Here is a 22,428-nt window from a genome sequence, read left to right as displayed (position 1 = left end):
GGTCTCACGGGTACGGGACAGGGGCAGGGGCCAGCAGGAACGCCGCCGTGGTGCCGACGAGGTCGGCGAGGAACGCCTCCTCGTACGTCAGCGGCCGGACGCCGTCCAGGTACTGGCGGGCCCGGTCGGCCAGTGCCGCGCCGATCAGCGTCAGCGCCAGCTCGATCCGTTCCAGCCGCAGCGCCTCGGGCAGGCCCGCCGCGGCGAGCGCCGACTCCGCGAGTCCGATCAGCCGCCAGGTCGCGGTGCCGTCCAGCGTCGGGTGCGGCGTACGGGTCCGTACGCCGCTCTCGTGGGTCAGCTGGGCGGAGACGCGCAGACAGCGGCGGCCCCGGTCGTCGCGCAGCAGGCTCGCCTCGGCGGTGACCAGCGCGCCGACCAGCGCGGACAGACCGGGACCCGCCGCGCCGGCCTGCGCTTCGACGGCCGCCAGCCGGGGCGCGAGCACGGCCTCCGTACGGGCCAGACGCCCGGCCAGCACCGCGTCCAGCAGCCCGGCCCGTGAACCGAAGTGGTACTGCACGGCCGACGGGTTGCTCTGTCCGGCCAGCCGGACGATGTCCCGCGTCTGCGCGCCGTCGACCCCGTGCGCCGCGAACAGTTCCTCCGCGGCGCGCAGCAGCCTCTCCCTGGTCCCGGCCCCTGCCGTCGTACGTGCCATGCGGGCACTTTAATGCTGGGCATTATTAGAGTCGAGATCGCGCAGGCCCGTGTCGAGATCCGCGTCAGGAGCGATGCCGGCTCTCGGGCCCGGGACGCGTCTCACCACCGCATCGCCGTGAAGTCGACCGGCCGCGGCCGCAGCTCCCGCGCACGAGCGGCCAAGCCTCGCATCCGGGCGGCCATCTCGTCCGCGGGCAACTGCTTGCGTCCGCCGTGGCCGGGCAGCAGCCACTCGAAGCGCAGCCCGGCGACGGTACGGGCCAGGGAGGCGGCCAGCGCTTCGATGGAGTACCAGGTGACGGTGTCCGCCACCTCGACGTCGCCGGTCGTGCGCGACCAGTAGAAGCTGTCCCCGCTGAAGCAGTACCGCTCGTCGGCGACGTAGAGCACGCTGCCCTCGGTGTGGCCGGGCAGCGGATGGGCGATCACGCCTTCGGCGATCTCCGTGGCCCGGGTGCCGCGCAGTACGTGATCCGCGTCGGGCACGGCCTCCAGGTCCCCTTCGTGGATCCACAGCCGGGCCCCGAAACGGTCGGCGTAGCGGCGGCCGTGCGCCACGTGGTCCCGGTGGGTGAGCAGTACGTCGGTGACCGGCCCGAGGGCCTCGTACCGGGCGGCCAGCGGCTCGCTCCAGCGGGGCGTGTCCACCATCATCAGCGTGCCGCCGGGGCGGCGCAGGAGGTAGGAGTTGGCTCCGGCGGTGTGCGGGGAGTTGTGCCCGCACAGCAGGACGTCGGTGGCGCCGAGCCGCAGGGGGTACGGGTCCTGGGCCGGGTCGAGCCGGCGGGCGGGGTGGCGGATCGAGCGGGTGGGGCACGCGAACGCCGCGGCGTACAGCTGCCGTTCCTCGGCCGCACCGTGTGGCTGCCGTACGACCTCGGAGCGGCCGCCGGTCTCGACGATCAGGTCGGGGGCGAGCTGCCGGGCGACGTCGCAGTTGGTGCAGCGGTCGTCCACGTACCAGGCGTCGGGGGTGTGGTGGGGGCCGAGTGTGTCACGGGTGTCGTAGGTGTCCCGGGTGTCCTCCGGGACGGGTCGGGCATCGTTCACGGCATGCCTCACTCTTCGGACGTGGGATGGCTTGTACGGGATGCGTACGGATGCGGGTGCTCAGCAAGAGGTAACGCGCCGGGCCGCGGAAGGGGAAGGGGTGCCAGGTCTTGTTTCTCCTGTTCAAGGGGTATCTCGCAGAGTGCGACTGCGTGAGGTGAGCATGCCAATTTGACGTCGCGGTGGGGGAGGGACGGCCGGCTCCCGAGCCGACGGCCGCCCTCCCTCGCCTCACCCGCAGCCCTCTCACCCCACCTGCAACTCCCGCCCCCGCTCCGGCCGCCCGCCCTTCGGCACCGGGCGCGCCCGGGTACCCCGCCCGAGTGGTGCCGGAACCCGCGGTTGACGCGCGGTCCGCCCGCGCTGAGGATCGGTAGCCACGATGGCGGCCGGGCCCTCCGGCGCGCCGCGGTGCGGAGGAAGACTGGCGGTCATGGCCTACGACGCTGATGTGATCGTGATCGGAGCGGGTCTGGCGGGCCTCGCGGCCACCGCCGAGCTCGCCGAGGCGGGACGCAAGGTGATCCTCCTGGACCAGGAGCCCGCGAGCGGCCTCGGCGGCCAGGCGCACTGGTCCTTCGGCGGCCTCTTTCTCGTCGGCTCGCCCGAGCAGCGGCGGCTGCGCATCCGCGACAGCCACGAGCTGGCCTGGCAGGACTGGCTCGGCGCGGCCGGCTTCGACCGCCCCGAGGACCACTGGCCGCGCAAGTGGGCCGAGGCGTACGTCGACTTCGCGGCGGGGGAGAAGCGCCCCTGGCTGCACCGGCAGGGCGTACGGTTCTTCCCGGTCGTCGGCTGGGCCGAGCGCGGCGGCTACGAGGCCACCGGGCACGGCAACTCCGTACCGCGTTTCCACATCACCTGGGGCACCGGGCCCGGCCTGGTCGAACCCTTCGAACGGCGGGTGCGGGCCGGTGTCGCGCGCGGCCTGGTGGAGCTGCGCTTCCGGCACCGTGTCACCGGTCTGGCGCGCAGCGCGGGCGCGGTCGACACCGTCACCGGCGAGATCCTGGAGGCGTCGGACGCCGAGCGCGGCACGCCCAGCAGCCGCGAGGTGGCCGGCGCCTTCGAATTGCGCGCCCAGGCCGTGATCGTCACCTCGGGCGGCATCGGCGGCAACCACGACCTGGTGCGCGCCAACTGGCCCGCCCGCCTCGGCACACCGCCGGAGCACCTGTTGTCCGGGGTGCCCGCCCATGTGGACGGCCTGATGCTGGGCGTCACCGAGGCGGCCGGCGGCCGGATCGTCAACCGGGACCGCATGTGGCACTACACCGAGGGGATCGCCAACTGGAACCCCGTCTGGCCCCGGCACGGCATCCGCATCCTGTCCGGCCCGTCACCGCTGTGGCTGGACGCGCACGGCAAGCGGCTGCCGGTGCCGCTCTTCCCCGGCTTCGACACGCTCGGCACCCTCGCCCACATCATGCGGACCGGCCACGCCCACACCTGGTTCGTCCTCACCCAGAAGATCATCGAGAAGGAGTTCACCCTCTCCGGCTCCGAGCAGAACCCGGACCTGACCGGGCGCAGCGTCCGGGACGTGCTGAAGCGCCCGCTGCCCGGCGCCCCCGGCCCGGTGCAGGCGTTCATGGACCGGGGCACGGACTTCGTCGTCGAGCGCTCCCTCGGTGATCTCGTACGGCGGATGAACCAGCTCACCGACAAGCCGCTGCTCGACGAGGCCGCGCTGCGCCGCGAGATCGTCGCGCGCGACCGCGAGATCGCCCACTCCTTCACCAAGGACCTCCAGGTCACCGCCGTGCGCGGAGCACGCAAGTACCTGGGGGACCGGCTGATCCGCACCGCGTCCCCGCACCGGCTGCTGGACCCGAAGGCTGGCCCGCTGATCGCCGTACGGCTGAGCATCCTCACCCGCAAGACGCTCGGCGGCCTGGAGACCGACCTGTCCTCACGGGTGCTGACCGAGGGCGGCGAGCCCCTGCCGGGCGTGTACGCGGCGGGGGAGGCGGCGGGCTTCGGCGGCGGTGGCGTGCACGGCTACCGGTCGCTGGAGGGCACCTTCCTGGGCGGCTGCATCTTCTCGGGACGCACGGCGGGACGGGCGGCGGCGAAGGCGGTGGGCTGAGCACCGGGGGCCGCCGCGCCCCGGTGCTTGTTGACAAGTGTGTTGACGGGCAAGGGAGTTGGCTTTTCGGTCAATCTCCGAACCGCCTTGACGCGAAGCCGCACCGGCCGGTTTGCTGTGCGTGACCTGTTGGTGTCGATCAGTGCACCGATTCTGCACACACGCGCCCGGGATGCGGCGCGTCCGGAGGTGAAGCGCGTAGTGGAGTGTTCCTGCCCGTGACCCCTCCGCCACCTCTGCCGCTCGGCCGGTCCCGCCGCAAGGACGCGCCGGTCCTCGACCCGGCCCTGGACGACGTCCAACTCGCCGCCTCCGTCGACGCCCTGGCGCACGGACGCTGGGTCCGGGTACGGACGCTGCTGGCCGACACCGGCACGGACTGGGACCTGCGGGGCCACCGGCTCGTGGTGCTCGCCGAAGGCGCGGCCAGTGCCGCCTGGGCCGGTGACTGGCGTCTGGCCGAACCGGACAGCGCCGACGCCGCCGCCCTGCTGGCCTGCGCCCTCGTCTTCCAGACGCTGCGCGGCCGGAGCGACCGGGACGCCGCGCGCGAGGCCTGCCGGCTCGCCGCGGCCATGGCGCCCCGCGACCCGACCCCGTGGCTCGGCCTGCTGCTCCTCGCCCGCCGCACCGGCACCCCCGACGAACGCGAGCACGCCTTCGACCAGGTGCGGGCCCGGCACCCGGACCACCATCACGCCCACCACCTGATGGCCGCCTGCCTGGCCGAGCAGCAGCAGAACGGCGCCGACGACCCGCTGCACCAGGTCTACGACTTCGCGTACTGGGCCGCCGAACAGGCCCCCGCCGACTCACCGCTGGCGATCCTGCCCGTCGTCGCCCACGCGGAGCGCTACCGCGCCCTGGCCGCCGCCGGCCTCGAACCGGCGGACCCGGCCGCCTCCGGCCACTGGTCCACCCGCCGCGCCCGTCAGGTCATGAAGGCGGCCTTCGACTGGTGGCTGGAGTGGGAGGGCGAGGACCACCCGCGCCGCAAGGTGGACCTCAACTTCCTCGCGCACGCCAAGTACCACGAGGGGAGGATGGCGGAGGCCGCCGCGCTCTTCCACCGCATCGGCCCGCATGTCACCGCCGCCCCCTGGTCCTACCCCGACCGGGACGCCCGCAAGGCCTTCAAGGCGGCCCGCGCCACGGCCTTCCGTACGGCCTGACCCCGGCGCCCGCACCACGTGCACAGCACGACCGGTACGACGTACGCAGCACCACCCGCACCACGCACGACGCGCACCCCGCCTCCGCGTTCCACGGAAAGGACACCTCCGCGCCATGCTGACGAGCAGTACGGGTAACAAGAGCCATCGGGGACGCACAGGCCGCACGGGCCGAACGGGCCGTACCGGAGGTCCGGGCGGTCCCGGGGAGATCAGCACCTTCAAGGGCCAGGAACGGGCCCTGCGCGCCGGCCGCATCGGCACCGCGGGACTGCTGCTGTCCGTGCTGGCCGCCAGCGCGCCCCTGATGGTGGTGGCCGGCGTCATGGTCACCACGTACCAGGTCATGGGCATCGTCGGGCAGCCGCTGCTGTTCGTCATCCTGGGCGTGGTGATGGCGCTGTTCAGCGTCGGGTACGCGGAGATGAGCCGGCACGTGCACAACGCCGGGGCCTTCTACGCGTACATCGCGCGCGGCCTCGGCGGCACGGCGGGCGCCGGAGCCTCCTTCGTCGCGCTCGCCGCGTACAGCGCCCTGCAGTTCGGCATCTACGGCATCTTCGGCTTCGAGGTGACCGGGCTGCTCGACAAGCATCTCGGCGTCACCGTGGCCTGGTGGGTGCCCGCGCTGCTCGGCGTCGCCCTGATCGGTGCGCTCGGCGCGCTGAAGATCGACCTGAACGCCAAGGTGCTGGGCGTCCTGCTCGCGGTCGAGGTCGTCCTGATCGCCGTCTTCGACCTCGCCTTCGCCGCCGAACCGGGTCCGCAGGGCCTGTCGCTGCAGGCCTTCGACCCGGCCACGCTCGGCGGCGCGGGCCTGGGCACCGCGCTGTGCTTCGCCGTCGCCGCGTTCGTCGGTTTCGAACAGGCCCCCGTCTACGCCGAGGAGACCAGCCGGCCGCAGACGGTCGTGGCGCGGGTGATGTTCCTCGCCGTCGGCTTCGTCGCGGTCTTCTTCGCGCTCAGCTCCTGGCTGATCGGTGTCGCCACCGGCCCGGACCAGGTCGTCGCCACCGCGGGCAAGGAGGGCCCCGGCCTGATCTTCGCCCTCACCGGCCCACGGCTCGGCGGCACGTTCACCGACATCCTGCACCTCTTCTTCGTGACCGGCATCTTCGCCTCGATGCTCAGCTTCCACAACGTGGTGGCCCGCTACGCCTTCGCGATGGGCCGCGAAGGCCTGCTGCCCGCCGCGCTCGGCCGTACCGCCAGGTCCAGCGGCGCCCCGGCGCTCGGCTCGCTGCTCCAGTCCGTCATCTCGCTGCTCGTCGTGGGCGCCTTCGCGCTCACCGACCGCACCCCGGACGGCGACCCCACCACCCCCGTACTGAAGCTGTTCACCTGGGGCGGCAACGTGGGCGCGCTCGGCGTGATCGTGCTGATGGCCACCGCGTCCGTCGCCGTCATCGCGTTCTTCGTACGGCGCGGGGCGGGCCGGGCGCAGGCCGGGCGGCTGCTGGCCGCCGGGCTGGCCGCGCTGGCGCTGCTGACCGTACTGGTCTACGCGGTCAAGGACTTCGGCGTCCTGGTCAGCGCGGCGGAGGGCTCGGCGCTGTCCTGGGTGCTGCCCGGCGTCATCGGGCTGGTGGCGGTGCTCGGGCTCGGGTACGGGCGCGTGCTGCGCGCCCGGCGCCCGCAGGTGCACGCCCGTATCGGCCTGGGCAACGAGGCGTTCCAACTGGAGAAGGCGGCGAGCACGCCGTCCCCGTCGTCCCCGCGTGAGGAGAGCTGACCGATGGCACACAGCACGCCGGAACCCCAGCCGCCCGCCCCCGCCCCGCACCCCCTCGACCCGCTCACCGCCGACGAGATCACCGCGGCCCGCGACGTCCTGCACGGCGCGGGCCTGGTGGGGGACACCACCCGGTTCCCGCTCGTCCTGCCGGACGAGCCGGACCGGCACACCGTCGCCGCCCACCGCCCCGGCGACCCGGTCGTCCGCAGGCTGCGCGTGACCCTTCTGGACACCGCGACCGGCGCCGCGGCCGAAGCGGTCGTGGACGTCAGCGCCCGCGTCCTGCTCGCCCACCGCCCGCTGGACCCGGTGGCGGACGGCCAGCCGCCCGTCCTCTTCGAGGAGTACGAACGCTGCGACGAGATCGTCAAGGCCGACCCGGGCTGGCGCAAGGCCATGGCCGAGCGCGGCATCACCGACACCTCGCTCGCCGTCTGCGCGCCACTGGCCGCCGGCAACTTCGGCCGGGCCGCGGAGACCGGGCGCCGGATGCTGCGCTCGCTGACGTTCCTGCGGTGCGAGACGGCCGACAACCCCTTCGCGCACCCCGTGGGCGGTCTGGTCGCCGACGTGGACCTGACCGAGCGGCGGGTCGTCCGGCTGATCGACACCGGAGCGGTGCCGGTGCCCGCCGCATGCGGGCGCTACGAGGCCGAGTTCAACGGCCCCGCGCGCACCGACCTGAAGCCCTTGGAGATCAGCCAGCCCGACGGCCCCTCCTTCACCCTGGACGGACACCGCCTGAGCTGGCAGAACTGGTCACTGCGGCTGGACTTCAACTCCCGCGAGGGCCTGGTCCTGCACGAGCTGTCCTACCGCGACGGCGACCGCGTACGGCCCGTACTGCACCGCGCCTCGCTCGCCGAGATGGCCGTCCCGTACGCCGACCCCGGTGCGGACCGCAACTGGATCTGCTACCTGGACGTCGGCGAGTACACCCTCGGCCGCAACGCCAACGCGCTGCGGCTGGGCTGCGACTGCCTCGGCGAGATCCGGTACGTGGACGCCGTCGTCCCCGACGACCACGGGCTGCCGCAGACGCTGCCCAACGCCGTCTGCATCCACGAGGAGGACCACGGTCTCCTGTGGAAGCACACCGACATGTTCAGCGGGTTCACCGCCGAGAGCCGCCGCTCCCGCCGCCTGGTCGTCTCGTACATCGCCACGCTCGGCAACTACGACTACGGCTTCTACTGGTACCTGTACCAGGACGGCGGCATCGAGTTCGAGGTCAAGTCCACCGGCCTGGTGCAGACCTCGGCGTCCGAGCCGGGCACCGTCTCCCCGTACGCCACCGAGGTCGCCCCCGGCCTCCAGGCCCCGTACCACCAGCACCTGTTCTGCGCCCGGCTGGACCCGGCGGTGGACGGCCACGCCAACACGGTGGAGGAGGTCGACATCGTCCGGATCCCCATGGGCCCCGACAACCCCAACGGCAACGCCTTCACCGTCCGCGCCACCCCCGTCACCGACTCCGGGGAAGCGGGCCGGCTGGCCGACCCGGCCGTCGGACGCCGCTGGCGGATCACCAACCCCGCCGCCCGCAACCGCACCGGACAGCCCGTCGCGTACACCCTGACCCCGCAGCCGTCCGGCCCGCCGCTCCTCGCGCAGCCCGGCTCCGCGGTCGCCGCACGGGTCGCCTACGCCGCCAAGCACCTGTGGATCACCCGGAGCGCGGCCGGCCGCCGCTACCCGGACGGTGACTACCCCAACCAGCACCCCGGGGGCGCCGGCGTCCCCGAGTGGTCACGCCCCGGCGAGTCCCTGGAGAACACCGCCCTGACCCTCTGGCACTGCTTCGGGCCGACGCACCTGCCGCGCCTGGAGGACTGGCCGGTGATGCCGGTCGACCGCTGCGGCTTCGCCCTCCGGCCGACCGGGTTCTTCGACCGGAACCCGACCCTCGACCTGCCGCGGGAGAGCGGCGGCGGGCACTGTCACGCTCAGGAGAGGTGAGCGGTCCGCCGGGTGGAGCGGGCCGGTGCCGGGCCCTCAGGCTCCCTCCGGCCCGTCGAGCGGCGTCGGCTCCCAGGCCCGCCGCAACTGCGCGCGCAACAGCGGAAGTGGACTGTCGTCGATGCCGCGAAGCCGGTCGGAGAGGAGCGTCAGCGTGTCGCAGCGGGCCAGTTGCAGCGCGCGGGCGCACCCGCCGCGGTCGAATCCGGCGGCCTCCGCGATCCGTACGGCGGCCACCGCGCCGACCGAGATCGCCAGGCCCGCGACGTCCTCGGCGGGATCGCCGGTCACCGCGTCCGTCCAGTCCAGCACGCCGCTGATCCGGCCGTCCTCGGCGACGAGCAGGTGCTCCCCTTGAGGTCGTTGTGCACCAGCGTGCCGGGTGCGGTGGCGCTCTCCGCCCCCGGCACGTGCAGCCTCGGCAGCCGGTCGGCCGCGAACTCGCCGCGCGCGGCGACGGCCTCGGCGGCTGCCGTGGCGCGGCGCAGCAGCCCCGGCATGTTGCGCGGTGCCTCCGGCGGCACGCCCAGCGCCTCGGCGGACGCCACCGGCACCTCCGCGAGCAGGACGAGCAGCCGCGCCAGCTCGGCCTCGCCCGCCGCCGTCACCGGGCGCAGTTCGGCGGAGACCCCGCTCAGCCGGGTGTCCAGGGTGAAGGCGCGGCCGCGCGCCCACTCACCGCTCGCCACACTGACCGGCACCGGCACACCGATCCGCTCCCCGATCAGCTCACGCACCGCGACCTCCCGGCGCAGCCGCTCCGAGCCGCCCCGGTCCAGCGCGCAGCGGGCCACATGGTCCGGTCCCACCCACCAGGACGCGTGGTCGCCGCCCTCGCCGACGGGCCGGACATCGGCCGCGGTCGCGCCGGGAACGGCGTCCTGGGCCAGCCCGGCCACCTCTGCCGCCTCCGGCCAACGTTCATCCGTCATGATCGCCATCATGCCGCAGTGGGCCGCCGGCGCGTGGCGGATGTCCGGCCGACGCCACCCGCGCGCCGTTCCCCCATGCCGCCCTCAGTCCTCCAGCGCCTCCCGCACCCGGCGCGACACGGTGAACGTGTACAGGTCCAGCACCCCCGGCGGCTCCGCGACACCGGGGCCGCCGGCCTTGATCCAGGCGGCTACGTCGTCCAGCGCCCCGTCGTCGTTGACCAGGCCGAGCCATACCGGGCGCCCGCCCGCGGCCCGGCCCGCGCGCGACGGCTGGACCACGACGACGTTGGCCTGGTCGCACACGTCCAGGCAGTCCGAGGCGCGGACCTCGGCCGCGCCCGCCAGCGCGGCCCGCAGCCGGGGTATCTGCGCCGCGTGGTCCACGCCCGGGACCTTGCGCGGATCACCGCAGCAGCAGCCGCGGCAGACGGTGACGCGGCACGGGGTCTCGGCGGGCGCGCGGCCGGAACGCTTATTGATCATTCGGCCCATGCTACGCGGGGTAGGTATCGCCCCCATGACCTCCACGACGCACCCCGCCCCGCCCATACCGGGCCCCAAGGGAGTCCCGTTCCTGGGCTCGATGTTCGACCTGCGGCGGTCCACCCTCGACACGTTCACGCGCGCCCGGCGCGACCACGGCGACATCGTCCGCTTCGTGGCCGGGCCGCCCGGCCTGCGCAGCGTCTTCCACGCGGTCTTCTCACCCGAGGGCAGCCAGCGGGTCCTGGCGTCCGAGGCCGCGAACTTCCGCAAGGACCACCCGTTCTACGAAGAGGTCCGGCAGTCCTTCGGCAACGGCCTGCTGACCAGCCAGGACGCCGACTACCTGCGCCAACGCCGCATCGTGCAGCCGCTGTTCACCAAGCGCCGGGTGGACGGGTACGCGGGAGCCGTGGCGTCCGAGGCGCAGGCCGTCGCCGACCGCTGGCGCACCGCGCCCGGCGGCGCCGTCGACCTGGTGGGCGAGATGAACCGGCTCGCGCTGCGCACCGTCTCCCGCATCCTGTTCGGTACGGACGTGGAGGCCGCGGTCGCCACCGTGCACCGCTGCTTCCCGGTGATCAACAAGTATGTGGTGCGGCGCGGCTTCGCGCCCCGCAACCTGCCGCGCCACTGGCCCACCCCAGCCAACCGGAAGGCCGCCGCCGCGACGGCCGAGCTGAACGCGGTCTGCGACCGGATCGCCGCCGGCCGGCGGGCCGCCGGGGCGCCCGGGGACGGCGCGGGCGCGGACCTCCTCTCGCTCCTCACCCGCGCGGGCACCGCGGAGGACGGCGGCCTGGACGCCACCGAGATCCGCGAGCAGGTCCTGGTCTTCCTGCTGGCCGGGCACGAGACGACCGCGACCTCGCTGGCCTTCACCCTCCACCTGCTCGCCCGGCACCCCGCGGAACAGGCCCTCGTACGGGAGGAGATCGACGCCGTACTGGCGGGGCGCGACCCCGAGGCCGCCGACCTGGACCGGTTGCCGCGGCTGACCATGGCCCTCAAGGAGGCGATGCGGCTGTACCCGGCGGCGCCGGTGGTCAGCCGGCGCGGTGTCGCGGCCATCGAGATCGACGGGTACCGCATCCCGGACGGCGCCGACGTGATCGTCTCGCCCTGGGTGACCCACCGGCACCCGGATCTGTGGGAGGACCCGGAACGCTTTGATCCGCTGCGCTTCACGCCGGAGCGCGAGGCGGCGCGCCACCGCTACGCGTGGTTTCCCTTCGGCGGCGGCCCGCGGGCCTGCATCGGACAGCACTTCTCGATGCTGGAGTCCGTGCTGGCGGCGGCGGTCCTGCTGCGGTCGTACGAGCTGACGGCGGTGGACCGGGACGTGCCGCTCACCGCGGGGATCACCTTGCAGGCGACCGGCCCGGCGCGGGTGCGGCTGCGCGCGCTGGGGTGACGGGCGGGGGAGGGGCGACCGTACGGGCAGGGGCGGGGAGGGACGGACCTGCAGCCGGGGCCAGGAGGGGACGGAGTACGCCCGCCGGGGCGGTCGTGGGCCGGGCACGCGCGGCGGTGTGAGCGTGCCGCGCCGCCGAACGCGACGAAAATCGCGTTGCCGTCCCGGCGGCGCCCCTCGTACCGTTCTTCCCGTTCCCCTCCCCGTTGCCGCCGACAGGAGAAGGCCGTTGCTCGTCTGAGGTCCTGAGACACCGCGCCCACGGCGCGAGGTGCGACAGCGCGCGCAGAGCGCGCCGGCACCCGCCGTGCGCCCCTGTCCGCGACCTCGGCGATCCGTGTCACCGGCCCGCCCTCTCCGCCCTGGCGCACCGCTCGGTGCCCCCGGCTCTCGTGGACTTCCCGTGGTGTCTCCCGCGCCGTCCCCGTACCTTCGCCGCGCACCGAGGAGACCCGTATGACCACCTCTTCCCCCTCATCCGCCACTCCGGCCACCGCCGCCTCCGTCGTCTGCTCCGGCCTCGGCTTCGCCTGGCCCGACGGCACCCCCGTCCTGGAGGACCTCCACCTGACCGTCGGCCCCGGGCGCACCGGCCTGATCGGCCTGAACGGGTCCGGCAAGTCCACCCTGCTGGAGCTCTTCGCCGGCCGGCTCCAGCCGTCCGAAGGTTTCGTCAAGGTGGCCGGCGAGATCGGCTACCTGCCGCAGACCGCCGCCCTGGACACCGGACTGCGGGTGGACGCGGCCCTCGGCATCGCCGGGACCCGCGCCGCCCTGCACGCCATCGAGAACGGGGACGCCGACGAGGCCCACTTCACCGCCGTGGGCGACGACTGGGACGTGGAGGAGCGCGCCCGCGCCACCCTCGACCAGCTCGGCCTGCACTCCATCGGCCTCGACCGCACCATCGGCGAGGTGTCCGGCGGCGAATCGGTCCTGCTGCGGCTGGCCGCGCTGCTGCTGCGCCGCCCCGACGTCCTGCTGCTGGACGAGCCGACCAACAACCTCGACCTGCCCGCCCGCCAACGGCTGTACGCCGCGGTGGCGGGCTGGCCCGGCGTCATGATCGTGGTCAGCCACGACCGGGAACTGCTCGGCCTCGTGGACCGGATCGCCGATCTGCGCGGCGGCGAAGTCCACTGGTACGGCGGCAACTTCAGCGCGTACGAGGACGCTCTCGCCGTCGAGCAGGAGGCGGCCGAACGCATGCTGCGCGTCGCCGAGGCCGATGTAGCCCGCCAGAAACGCGAACTGGCCGACGCGCACGTCAAGCTGGCCCGCCGGGCCCGGTACGCCGACAAGATGTACGCCCAGAAGCGCGAGCCGAAGATCATCATGAACCAGCGCAAGGCCGCGGCCCAGGTCTCGGCCGGCAAGCACCGCATCATGCACACCGGAAAACTCAAGGAGGCCAGGGAGAAACTGGACGTGGCCGCCGAAGCGGTACGGGACGACGACATGATCCGCGTCGACCTGCCGCACACCGAAGTGCCGCCGGGACGCGCCGTACTGACCCTGCGGGGCCTGCGCGTCCGCTACGGCGCGCACGCCGGCATCGAGCTGCGCGGCCCGGAACGGGTGGCGCTCACCGGCCGCAACGGCTCCGGCAAGACCACGCTGCTGCGGACCCTGGCGGGCGAGATCCCGCCCGAGGAGGGCGAGGCGGAGATCCACGTACCGCACCGCTTCCTGCCGCAGCGGCTGGACATTCTCGACGACGGGCTGACCGTCGCCGAGAACGTCGCCCGGTTCGCCCCGGACGCCACCGTCAACCGGGTACGGGCCCGCCTGGCGCGCTTCCTGTTCAAGGGTGCCCGCGCCGACCAGCGGGCCGGCACGCTCTCCGGCGGCGAACGCTTCCGCGCGTCCCTCGCCGCCCTGATGCTGGCGGAGCCCGCGCCCCAGCTGCTGATGCTCGACGAGCCGACGAACAACCTGGACATGGCCTCGGTACGCCGGCTCGTCACGGCGCTGGAGTCGTACCGGGGCGCCCTGATCGTGGTCAGCCACGACAGGGCGTTCCTCCGCGAGATCGGCATCACCCGCTGGCTCGCCCTGGACGGCGGACTGAAGGACACCGACCCGATGTGAACCGGCACGGGCGGCGCGCGGCGCCACCGCCGCGCGCCGCCCGTGCCCGTACGCCCTTCCCCACGCCCTTCCCCGGCGTGCCGCTCAGAAGTGCCGCAGCAGCTCGGTGAACGTCTCCAGACGCAGCACCTGTTCGTCGGACGGGTCGAGGACGCCGTGCTCCAGCACCCAGGTGTGGTCGTTCGGGATGAACACCGCGTTCAGGCCCGCCTGCCGGGCCGGCAGGATGTCCGACTTGGGGGAGTTGCCGATCATCCAGGTGTCCGTCGGCGTCAGCACGCACGTCCGGATCAGCTCCTCGTACGTGCCGGTGTTCTTCTCCGGCACGATGTGCACCCCGCGGAAGTGGTGCTCCAGCCGGGACGCCGTCACCTTCGCGCGCTGCTCCTCCGTGTCCCCCTTCGTCAGCATCAGCAGCTCGTGCCGCCCGGCCAGCTCCGCCAGGGTCTCGGCCACCCCGGGGATCAGCTCCACCTCGTCCGCCTCGAACGCCCGCGCCCAGCCCGCGATCCGCGCCAGCTCGGCCTCACTGGCGTCCCGCAGCCGTACCCGCCGCACACACTCGCCGAGGCTGCGCAGGAACACCTTGCTGCCGTAACCGTGCACCACGGCGTTGGCGGCCTCGATCTCGTCCAGCAGGGCCCGTACGCCGTCCCGGCCCAGCTCCGGGTGGTCCAGCCAGGTCAGGAACTCCTCGATGACCCGCTCGAAGATCACGTTGTTCTGCCACAACGTGTCGTCGGCGTCGAAGACCAGCACCTGCCGCGCCCGGCGCGTCCCGGGCCCGCCGTCCACTGCGCTCACACCGTCTCCTCGTTCGTACATGTCGCCGCCGTCCAGGCCGGAAGACACCCCGGCCCCGCGGCACCCTACTGACCGGGTACGCGCGTACGCACCGCGATTCCGCATGCACCGCAATTCCGCGCTGCCCGGAACGCTCGGCCCGGCCGACGGGCGCGTGCCCTCGCCGGGGACAATGGCCGTATGCCCACAGAGCCCGACGCCCCGACCGTACCCGGAGGTCTGTACGGGGTCCCCGACGCCGCGGTGTACCTGGCCGGCTGGTGGACGGTCGACCGTACGGTGCTGGACGTCCGTACCGGTACGCAGGGGACCTTCCGCGGCACGGCGCACTTCCGGCCGGAAGGCACCGGAGCCGCGGACGGCCCGGAGGCAACGGACCGCTCGGAGGCAACGGACGGTCCGAAAGGCCCGGACGGCTCCGAGGGTGGGACCGCGCCCGGTGTACTGCTGCACGTGGAAGAGGGCGAGCTGACCTGGAACGGCACCACCGTCCCGGCCACCCGCACCCTGCGCCTGCGCCCGCGCCCGGACGGCACCGCCGACGTCACGTTCGCCGACGGGCGGCCCTTCCACGACCTCGACCTGCGCACCGGCCACTGGACCACCCGCCACCCCTGCGCCGCCGACCGCTACGACGGCGAGTTCACCGTCGTCTCGCCGGGGAGTGGCACCTGCGCTGGCGGGTGGGCGGCCCGGCCAAGACCCAGGTGCTGTGCTCGGTGTACCGGAAAAACGTTCGCCCGCAGCCGTGACGGTGGCCTACCGTCCGTCCCCGTGACCGAAGCCCCCAAAGACCTGGTCCGGCGCGGCTACGACGCCGTCTCGTACGCCTACCGTGCCGACGACGCCGGGGACGACACGTACGCCCCCTGGATCGCCGCCCTGCTCGACCGCCTGCCCGGCCGGGCCGACGTGCTCGACCTCGGGTGCGGGTGCGGAGTCCCCGTCGCGCGGTCCCTGAGCGCCGCGGGCCATGCCGTGACCGGTGTGGACCTGAGCGAGGTGCAGGTCCGGCGGGCCCGGGACCTCGTACCGCAGGCCACTTTCCACCGCGCCGACGCCGCCGGCCTCGATCTCGCCGACGCCTCCTTCGACGCCGTCGTCTGCCTCTACATGCTCATCCATCTGCCGCTCGACGAGCAGCCGGCCCTGCTCTCCCGTATCGCCGGCTGGCTGCGACCCGGCGGCACCCTGCTCGCCGTCGCCGGTCACGGGGCCTGGACCGGCACCGAGGAGAACTGGCTCGGGGCCGAAGCCACCATGTGGTGGAGCCACCCCGGCGCGGACACCTACCGGGAGTGGATCACCGCGGCCGGGCTCACCGTGGACGCCCAGGCGTTCGTGCCGGAAGGCGCCGGGGGCCACGCGCTGTTCTGGGCGCGGCGCCCATAGGGCCGGACAAGGCGAAGCTCCCGGGCACGGGTTTGGAGTGCTGCTTAGCGACGGCCCGCGTCCCCGCTGCCCTCACGGCCCCGGCGCGGTCTCCTCGCCCTCCGGAACGAGCGCGGCCGCCATCCGGTCCAGCGCGCGCTCCGGCATACCGGGCCGCAGCGGCAGGCACACGGCCTGGCGCACGAAGTGCGCCGCGGTCCGCGCGCCCTGCTGGCGGCCGGGCGGTGCCGGTACCGCGCCCAGCGAGGTCGGCCGTGCCGCGTCGAAGCCGGCGGACCGCAGGCGGGCGATCGTCGCAGCGGGGTCCGGGGTGGGCACGGCACACAGCCAGTACGTGTGCACGGGCGCGCCCGCGCCGTACACCAGCGACGGATCGGGCAGCCGCGCCACCAGCCGTCGTGCCGTCGCCGCCCGCAGGGCCACCGCCCGCGCCGTGTCCGTGGCGCGCAGCCGCCGGTCCAGCAGGGCCAGTAGCGCGGCGCCCGGGCGATGCCGGATCGCGGGCATGAGATCCGTACCGGCGAAGGCGCCCACGGTGTCCTGGAGGCCGCTTGTGTGGTCGCGGCCCAGCGCTCTGGCGGCAGCCACCACCCCGGTGTAGACCGGCCGCGTCGTGAGCAGCGCCAGCAGGGCGTACTTGGCGACCCGCCGGGCCCGCGCGTCCTGTCGCTGCACCGGCCACTCCCGGTGCAGCGCGCGCATGACCGTCAGCAGACCGGGATCGCGGACCACCGCGACCGCGCCGCCCAGCGCGGTCGCGGTTTTGATCGGGCCGAAGCTGAACAGGGACACGTCCGCGCCCGGATCGCCCCGAAAGTCCGGTCCGCTGTACGCCTGGGCGCAGTCCTCGACCAGCAGCCAGCCGCGCCGTGCGGCCAGCTCCGCGAGGGCCCCAGCGGCGCCTGGGTACCGAGGAGATGAGCGACGACGACGGCCTTCGTCCGTGGGGTGGCGGCTGCCTCCCACTGCCCGGCGCCGGGCAGCAGGGTGCTCGCGTCCAGGTCCACCGGAACCGGCACCAGGCCGTGTTCCGCCACGATCCGCCACATGTCGGGAATCGTGACGGCGGACATCAGCACCTCGCTGCCACGGGGCAGCGCGGCGGCGCGCAGCGCCAGGTCCAGGGCACTGCGCACGGAAAGCGTCGCCAGGCACCGGGTGCCGCCGCCTCTCGCCTCGCGCCCGCTCCCGTCCGTACCGCCGTCTCCGGCCCCGTGCGCGCTCCCGCCCGTACCGCCGTCCCCGAACCGCCGCTCCACGGTGGCCGCCCACCGCCCGGCGTCCCCGTCCCGCCCGCAGGCCGCCATCCCGTACGCGAGATCCGGCCAGCCGATGTCGAAGCCCTTCGGTGGGTACACCCCGCACCACCTCCTTCTCACCGGGACAGACGCAGGCCGCCGCCGCGCACCTGACCGGCCGGGGCCCGCGGGGACCGCTGCCGGGCATCCGGCCGCGCGCCGCCGGGTAGGGACGCCGTCGTGACTACTCAGGACAGCACACCTCATCGGACGAACGCGCCGCACCAGCACACCGCACCTCCTCAGGACACCGCACCTCCTCAAAACAGCGCCCCTCCCCAGGGCAGCGCCCCCACGACCGACGCCATGCTGCGGGCCAACCGGGAGAACTGGGACGCCCGTACCCCGGTGCACGTGGCCAGCGCCTTCTACGGACTGGACGGTTCGCGGACCGCCGACGACTGGTTCGCCCCCTTCGAATGGGACGACCTCGGACCTCTGGCGGGCCGGGACGTCCTGCACCTCCAGTGCCATCTCGGCACCGAGACGCAGGCGTTCGCCGAACGGGGCGCGGCGCACACCGTCGGCCTGGACTTCTCCGGCGCCGCGCTGGCCCAGGCACGCCGCCTGGCGGCCCGCGGCGGACGGGACATCGAGTTCGTCCAGGCCGATGTGCACCAGGCCGCCGAAGCGCTGGGCGGCCGCCGCTTCGACGTGGTCTACACGGGCAAGGGCGCGCTCTGCTACCTGCCCGACCTGTCCCGCTGGGCCCAGGTGGTCGCCGGGCTGCTGCGGCCGGGCGGCATGCTGTACGTGGTCGAGTTCCACCCGCTGCTCAACTCCCTGGGCCCCGCTCCCGACCCCGGCCAGGACCCCGAGGACACGCGGCTGCTGCTGGCCCACGACTACCTGGAGGGCCGGGGCGTGCACCGCAGCGACACGCCGCACACGTACACCGACGGGCCACCGGTGGAGGGCGCGACGACCAGCTACGAGTGGCGGCACGGCCTCGGTGAGACCGTCAACGCGCTCGTCGGCGCGGGGCTGACCGTCGACCGGCTGCGGGAGACGGACCTGCTGCCCTGGAAGCGCTTCGCGACGATGGAGCAGGCGGACAACGGCTGGTGGCGACTGCCCCCGCAGGAACCGCGCATTCCGCTGCTGTTCGCGCTGCGGGCCGTCCGGTCCTGAGGGGCACGGCGGACTATCCGGAACCCGCGGACCGGGGCCGAGGAGGCCCCACCACCACCCCGACCAGCAGCGGGGAAACGGTTTTGGCCAGCCCCCGTCCGCTTCAAGCCGGAATGCCCAGGGCCGCATTGCACGGACAAACATCCCATGATCCGGTGGATCCACCGGACGGGCCCGGCCCGGGGCACCCCCTTACGCCGGGGCCGCCCCGCGCCCGAAGGCACCCAGCCAGTAGAGAGGTGAACCAGATGCGCGACGTGGATGCCGTACTCGGCACGCCCTGGCACGAACTGCCCTCCGCCGACGCCGTCGTGGCCGCGGCCATGGAATGGCACTTCGACCCGGCCACCGGCTCCCGGTTCTGGGTGGAGCGCGCCGCGTCGCTGCCCTTCGACCCGCGCAAGGACATCACCACCCTCGCCGACCTGAACCGCTTCCCCGACGTCAGCGCCGAGTGGCGGGACGTGCCGGTCGAGGACCTGGTGCCCGCGGGACTGCGCGGCCTGGGCAGGCTGCCCGCCGTCTGGGAGAGCGGCGGCACCACCGGCGCCCCCAAACGGATCGTCGACCTCGGCCAGTGGGAACGCAACACCCGCTGGTGGTCCGAGGTCCTCGACCAGCACGGCTTCCCCTCCGGCGACGGCAACCTGCTCTTTCTCGGCCCCACCGGCCCGCACGTCGTCTCCGACGCGCTGCGCGGCCTCGCCCGGCTGCGCGGCGCGGTGTTCTTCCCGGTCGACCTCGACCCGCGCTGGGTACGGCGCTGCCTCCAGGACGGCCAGAGCGACATCGCCCGGCACTACGTCGACCACATCCTCGACCAGGCCGAGTGGGTGCTCACCTCCCAGAACGTCTCCCTGCTGTACGCGACCCCGCCCCTGCTGGAGGCCATCGCCGAACGCCCGCGCCTCGCCGGACTGGTCCGCGACAAGGTGCGCGGCATCATGTGGGGCAGCACCTCCATCGACCCCGAGACCCTGCGGCTGCTGTCCAGCGAGGTCTTCCCCGGCGCGGCCGTCAGCGGCCTGTACGGGAACACGATGATGGGCGCGGCACCCCAGCGGCCGGCCGCGCCCGGCGACACCGAACCCTGTGTCTTCCAGAGCTTCCACCCGTACGTGCACCTGTCCCTGCTCGACCCGCACGACCTGTCCCGCGAGGTGGCCTACGGCGAGCGCGGGCGGGTGTGCATGCGCCAGCTGAGCCCGGAGGTGCTGCTGCCGCACGTGCTCGAACGGGACACCGCGGTCCGCGTCGCGCCCGTGCCGGGCTTCGAGGGTGACGGGGTGGCCGACATCCAGCCGTTCACCGACGGCGGAAAGAAGATCATCGAAGGGGTGTACTGACATGGCCGGCCGTCCGGAAGCGGAAACGGCCACCGGGACCGGCCCAGGTGCCGCGACCCCCGGTACCGGCCACGCCGTCGCGACCCCCGGTACCGGCACCCCCGCCGAGGACATCACCGTCGAACGGCCCTCGGGCCCGTACCGCTCCGCCACCCGCACCGCCTTCACCGACGCCACCGGCAGCCCGGCGGGCGAGCTGTCGCTCGCGCCGCCGCTGCTGATCCGCCAGGTGATCAGCGAGATGCGCGCCGCGCCGGAACAGCCCACCGCCGAACGCCTCGCGGCCCTCGCCAGGGCGGGCGAGCTGTTCGCCACCGCCACCCTGGAGGGGAGACACCCGACGCGTACTGCCGCCGCCAGGCCCTGGTCTCCGGGCTGCCCGTCTCCGTCGCCCGCCGCACCCTCGACCGGGTGGCGCGGACCGGCCGCGCCGCGGTGGGCACCCTGGCCGCGCAGCGCCCCACGGGTGCCGTGCCCCTCGACGCGCTGTCCGCCGGCGCCACGACGGCGGTCTGGGTACGCAAGGGCGACGTCCTCGGCGTGCTGGCGCCCGGCAATCACCCCGCCACCCACCTGGAGTGGCTGGGCGCCCTCGCCCTCGGCTACCGCGTCGCCGTCCGCCCCTCCCAGCGTGACCCGTTCACCCCGCGGCGGCTGGTCCGCGCGCTGCGCGAGGCCGGGCTGGCACCGGCGTACACGGCGCTGCTGCCGACCACCCACGAGCACGCGGAGACCCTGGTCGAGCAGGCCGACCTCGGGCTGGTCTACGGCGGTGACGGCGTCGTCGCCCGCTACGCCGACAGCCGGCGGGTCCTCGCGCAGGGGCCCGGCCGCTCCAAGGTCCTGATCACTCGGGACGTGCCCTGGCGGGACCACCTGGACACCGTCGCCGACGCGGTGGCCGCCGACGCCGGGGTGCAGTGCCTCAACGCCAGCGCCGTCCTGTGCGAGGACGACTCGCGGGGCCTCGCGCGGGCGCTGGCCGACCGGCTCGGGCGCCTCCCGCTGCTGCCGCCGGACCATCCCGGCGCGGCGCTGCCCGTACGGCCGCTGGACGAGGCCCGCCGCCTCGCGGAGCAGCTGCGCGACACGGTCGGTACGCAGCTGGCGGCCGCTCCGGACACGGGCCCGGCTGAACGGTTCTTCACCGACCTGGGCGACGGCAGCGCCGTACTCCGTCCGGTCGTCGTCGCCCTCGACAGCCCGCGGGACCCGCACTTCGGCGCCGAACTGCCCTTCCCCTACGTGGCCGTGGCGCCCTGGCGGCCGGACCTGCGCCCGGCCGCGTTCGGCCGGACCCTGTCCCTCATGGTGCTGAGCGAGGACGCCGCCCTCGTACGTGAGTGCGTCGCGAGCCCGCGGATCCGCAACGTCCACCAGGGGGATGTTCCCACCCACTGGACCCGCCCCGGTCTGCCGCACGACGGTTCGCTCGCCGAGTTCCTGATGGAGTCGAAGACGTTCGCCGCCGAGCTCGCAGAATTCTCACAGTCCGCCGAGTCCGCCGAGTCCGCCGAGTCCGCCGAGTCCGCCGAGTCCGGGGCGGCGGCCGCCCGGAACCCGGCCGGATGACGGCCGGTCACCGCCGCCCGGCGGTACGGACCGGCCCCCGCCGTACCGCTCCCAGGGGAATCCGGCCGGCGAAACGCCCGGGACCGCACACCGGGCGCAGGGCCCCGGACACCGGACGCCGGGCAGGGTGCGGGCCCGTGCGGGAGCCACCTCCGGCGTTCCGCGAAAAAGATCAGGTGAGTAGGGTTCCGCTCATGGTCCTCTCCGGATTTCCGCGGCTTCCGCTCCGCGCCGTGCTCTTCGCCGACGGAGTCTTCGCCCGTCTCGAAGGCAAGACCGCCCAAGGGGTGCTGCGGCACAGCACCGTCCTCGACACCGTGGCGGTCGTCGACCGTCTGCATCCGTCCGGCAGCACGGCGTCCGTGGTGCCCGGAACCGACGTCCCGGTCGTCGCCTCACTGGAGGAGGCCCTGCCGTACGGGCCGGAGGCGCTGGTCGTGACCGTGACCGAGTCCGACCACGTGGAGGTCGTGGACGGCGAGGTGCGGCACGCGCCGCGGCCGCCGGGCGACCTCCCGGCGTTCTGGTGGGAGCAGATCGCCACCGCCGTACGCAACGGCCTGCACGTCATCTCCTGCCTCCACCTCCAGCTGCGCCACTCCGAGTTCGCCGGCAAGACCGCGAACGGCCAGCAACTGGTCGACGTCCGGCGCCCGCACGACGAACTGCCGAAGTACTCGGGCCGGCTGCGGCGCACCCGCGCCCGGCTCGTCCACGTGGCGGGCAGCGACTGCGCGGTGGGAAAACGGACCGTCGCCCTGCAACTGCACCGGGAGGCACGGGCCCGCGGCATCGCCTCCGGGTACGTCGGCACCGGCCAGACCTGCCTGCTGGCCGGCTGCACGGAGGGCGCGATCATCGACCGTACTCCCGTCTTCCAGGCGGCCGGACTCGTCGAACACCTGGTGCTGCGGGCCGACCCCCGGCACGACCTGCTGTTCATCAAGGGCCAGGCGTCCGTGCGGCACCCCGCCTTCGGCGGCCTGGCCACCGCGATCCTCCAGGGCTCGCAGCCCGACGCCGTCGTCTTCGTGCACGACCCGCGCCGCACCCACCGCTACCACTGGGAGCACCTCCCGGTGGCGGATCCGCGCAGCGAGATCCGTACGGTGGAGGAGCTGGGCGGCGCCCCTGTCGTCGCCGTCGCCACCCGGGGCCGGGACAGCGTGGCGAGCCTGCGCTCGCTGGGGCTGCCGGTCGTCGACGTCCTGGACGGGGACGGCACCGCCGCACTGATGGACGCGCTCGGCCCCGTACTGTCCCTGTGACCCCTGACCCCGCATTCCCTGTGACG

18 protein-coding genes and 1 pseudogene are annotated in these 22,428 nt (G+C 74.1%); 11 read left to right on the top strand and 8 right to left on the bottom strand.

Translation table 11 applies throughout. From position 1 onward, the window contains the following. Positions 1-4: 4 nt before the first annotated feature. Positions 5-661: a TetR/AcrR family transcriptional regulator gene (locus ACEXOX_RS12020; protein ID WP_406520448.1), complete on the bottom strand. Its 657-nt coding sequence runs from the start codon at positions 659-661 to the stop codon at positions 5-7. Positions 662-762: 101 nt separating this feature from the next. Then, on the bottom strand, positions 763-1,620 hold the full coding sequence (locus tag ACEXOX_RS12015; protein ID WP_406526309.1) for an MBL fold metallo-hydrolase: 858 nt from the start codon (positions 1,618-1,620) through the stop codon (positions 763-765). A 526-nt stretch (positions 1,621-2,146) separates the two neighbouring features. Between ACEXOX_RS12015 and ACEXOX_RS12010 the strand changes: the two genes are divergently transcribed. The 4 genes from ACEXOX_RS12010 (at position 2,147) to ACEXOX_RS11995 (ending at position 8,668) form a co-directional block, all read left to right on the top strand. Beyond that, entirely contained in the window at positions 2,147-3,802 is a 1,656-nt protein-coding gene (locus ACEXOX_RS12010) for an FAD-binding dehydrogenase (protein WP_406520446.1), read from the top strand. Positions 3,803-4,020: 218 nt separating this feature from the next. Further along, entirely contained in the window at positions 4,021-4,974 is a 954-nt protein-coding gene (locus ACEXOX_RS12005) for a hypothetical protein (RefSeq protein ID WP_406520445.1), read from the top strand. Between the two features lie 115 nt (positions 4,975-5,089). Beyond that, complete coding sequence (locus ACEXOX_RS12000; RefSeq protein WP_406520443.1) at positions 5,090-6,706, top strand: APC family permease; 1,617 nt, start codon at positions 5,090-5,092, stop codon at positions 6,704-6,706. A gap of 3 nt (positions 6,707-6,709) precedes the next feature. Next, a complete protein-coding gene (locus tag ACEXOX_RS11995) occupies positions 6,710-8,668 on the top strand; it encodes a primary-amine oxidase (protein WP_406520441.1) in 1,959 nt (652 codons plus the stop codon). Positions 8,669-8,704: 36 nt separating this feature from the next. Here the strand turns inward: ACEXOX_RS11995 and ACEXOX_RS11990 are convergent, their stop codons facing one another. The 3 genes from ACEXOX_RS11990 to ACEXOX_RS11980 form a co-directional block, all read right to left on the bottom strand. Next, entirely contained in the window at positions 8,705-8,980 is a 276-nt protein-coding gene (locus ACEXOX_RS11990; protein WP_406520440.1) for a hypothetical protein, read from the bottom strand. Next, entirely contained in the window at positions 8,956-9,600 is a 645-nt protein-coding gene (locus ACEXOX_RS11985; protein WP_406520438.1) for a phosphotransferase, read from the bottom strand. Before ACEXOX_RS11985 ends, ACEXOX_RS11990 begins: the two co-directional genes overlap by 25 nt. Before the next feature lie 84 nt (positions 9,601-9,684). Further along, complete coding sequence (locus ACEXOX_RS11980) at positions 9,685-10,086, bottom strand: hypothetical protein (RefSeq protein ID WP_030021429.1); 402 nt, start codon at positions 10,084-10,086, stop codon at positions 9,685-9,687. A 34-nt stretch (positions 10,087-10,120) separates the two neighbouring features. On the opposite strand from ACEXOX_RS11980, the gene ACEXOX_RS11975 reads away from it, so the two are divergent. Together ACEXOX_RS11975 and ACEXOX_RS11970 are read left to right on the top strand one after the other, a co-directional pair. Then, positions 10,121-11,500 (top strand): cytochrome P450, encoded by a 1,380-nt coding sequence (locus ACEXOX_RS11975; RefSeq protein ID WP_406520436.1) that lies wholly within the window; start codon positions 10,121-10,123, stop codon positions 11,498-11,500. 456 nt (positions 11,501-11,956) lie between these two features. Next, positions 11,957-13,591, top strand: coding sequence for an ABC-F family ATP-binding cassette domain-containing protein (locus tag ACEXOX_RS11970; protein WP_406520434.1), 1,635 nt, complete (start codon positions 11,957-11,959; stop codon positions 13,589-13,591). Between the two features lie 84 nt (positions 13,592-13,675). Here the strand turns inward: ACEXOX_RS11970 and ACEXOX_RS11965 are convergent, their stop codons facing one another. Continuing rightward, entirely contained in the window at positions 13,676-14,386 is a 711-nt protein-coding gene (locus ACEXOX_RS11965) for an HAD family hydrolase (RefSeq protein ID WP_406526308.1), read from the bottom strand. Between the two features lie 189 nt (positions 14,387-14,575). On the opposite strand from ACEXOX_RS11965, the gene ACEXOX_RS11960 reads away from it, so the two are divergent. Next, complete coding sequence (locus tag ACEXOX_RS11960) at positions 14,576-15,787, top strand: DUF6314 family protein (protein ID WP_406520432.1); 1,212 nt, start codon at positions 14,576-14,578, stop codon at positions 15,785-15,787. Positions 15,788-15,859: 72 nt separating this feature from the next. On the opposite strand, the gene ACEXOX_RS11955 is transcribed toward ACEXOX_RS11960, so the two are convergent. Further along, positions 15,860-16,753, bottom strand: a complete 894-nt coding sequence (locus tag ACEXOX_RS11955) for a DegT/DnrJ/EryC1/StrS family aminotransferase (RefSeq protein ID WP_406520430.1) — start codon at positions 16,751-16,753, stop codon at positions 15,860-15,862. Next, a pseudogene (locus ACEXOX_RS11950) lies at positions 16,693-17,094 on the bottom strand (DegT/DnrJ/EryC1/StrS family aminotransferase); the annotation flags it as partial. The gene ACEXOX_RS11955 and the pseudogene ACEXOX_RS11950, both read right to left, overlap by 61 nt. Before the next feature lie 297 nt (positions 17,095-17,391). Between ACEXOX_RS11950 and ACEXOX_RS11945 the strand changes: the two are divergent. From ACEXOX_RS11945 to ACEXOX_RS11930, 4 genes are all read left to right on the top strand, one after another. Further along, positions 17,392-18,216 carry a class I SAM-dependent methyltransferase gene (locus tag ACEXOX_RS11945; protein WP_406526307.1) on the top strand — a complete coding sequence of 275 codons (825 nt, stop codon included), beginning with the start codon at positions 17,392-17,394 and terminating at the stop codon, positions 18,214-18,216. A gap of 248 nt (positions 18,217-18,464) precedes the next feature. Next, positions 18,465-19,562: a phenazine biosynthesis protein gene (locus ACEXOX_RS11940; protein ID WP_406520429.1), complete on the top strand. Its 1,098-nt coding sequence runs from the start codon at positions 18,465-18,467 to the stop codon at positions 19,560-19,562. 363 nt (positions 19,563-19,925) lie between these two features. Next, positions 19,926-21,134 carry an aldehyde dehydrogenase family protein gene (locus ACEXOX_RS11935; protein ID WP_406526306.1) on the top strand — a complete coding sequence of 403 codons (1,209 nt, stop codon included), beginning with the start codon at positions 19,926-19,928 and terminating at the stop codon, positions 21,132-21,134. A gap of 233 nt (positions 21,135-21,367) precedes the next feature. After that, positions 21,368-22,402 (top strand): DUF1611 domain-containing protein, encoded by a 1,035-nt coding sequence (locus tag ACEXOX_RS11930; RefSeq protein ID WP_406520428.1) that lies wholly within the window; start codon positions 21,368-21,370, stop codon positions 22,400-22,402. Positions 22,403-22,428 lie beyond the last annotated feature (26 nt).

The organism is Streptomyces sp. Ac-502 (assembly GCF_045222935.1).
Taxonomy (GTDB): domain Bacteria; phylum Actinomycetota; class Actinomycetes; order Streptomycetales; family Streptomycetaceae; genus Streptomyces; species Streptomyces monomycini.
Note: the sequence above shows the minus strand (reverse complement) of the source record. Positions and strands in the feature narration are given on the sequence as shown.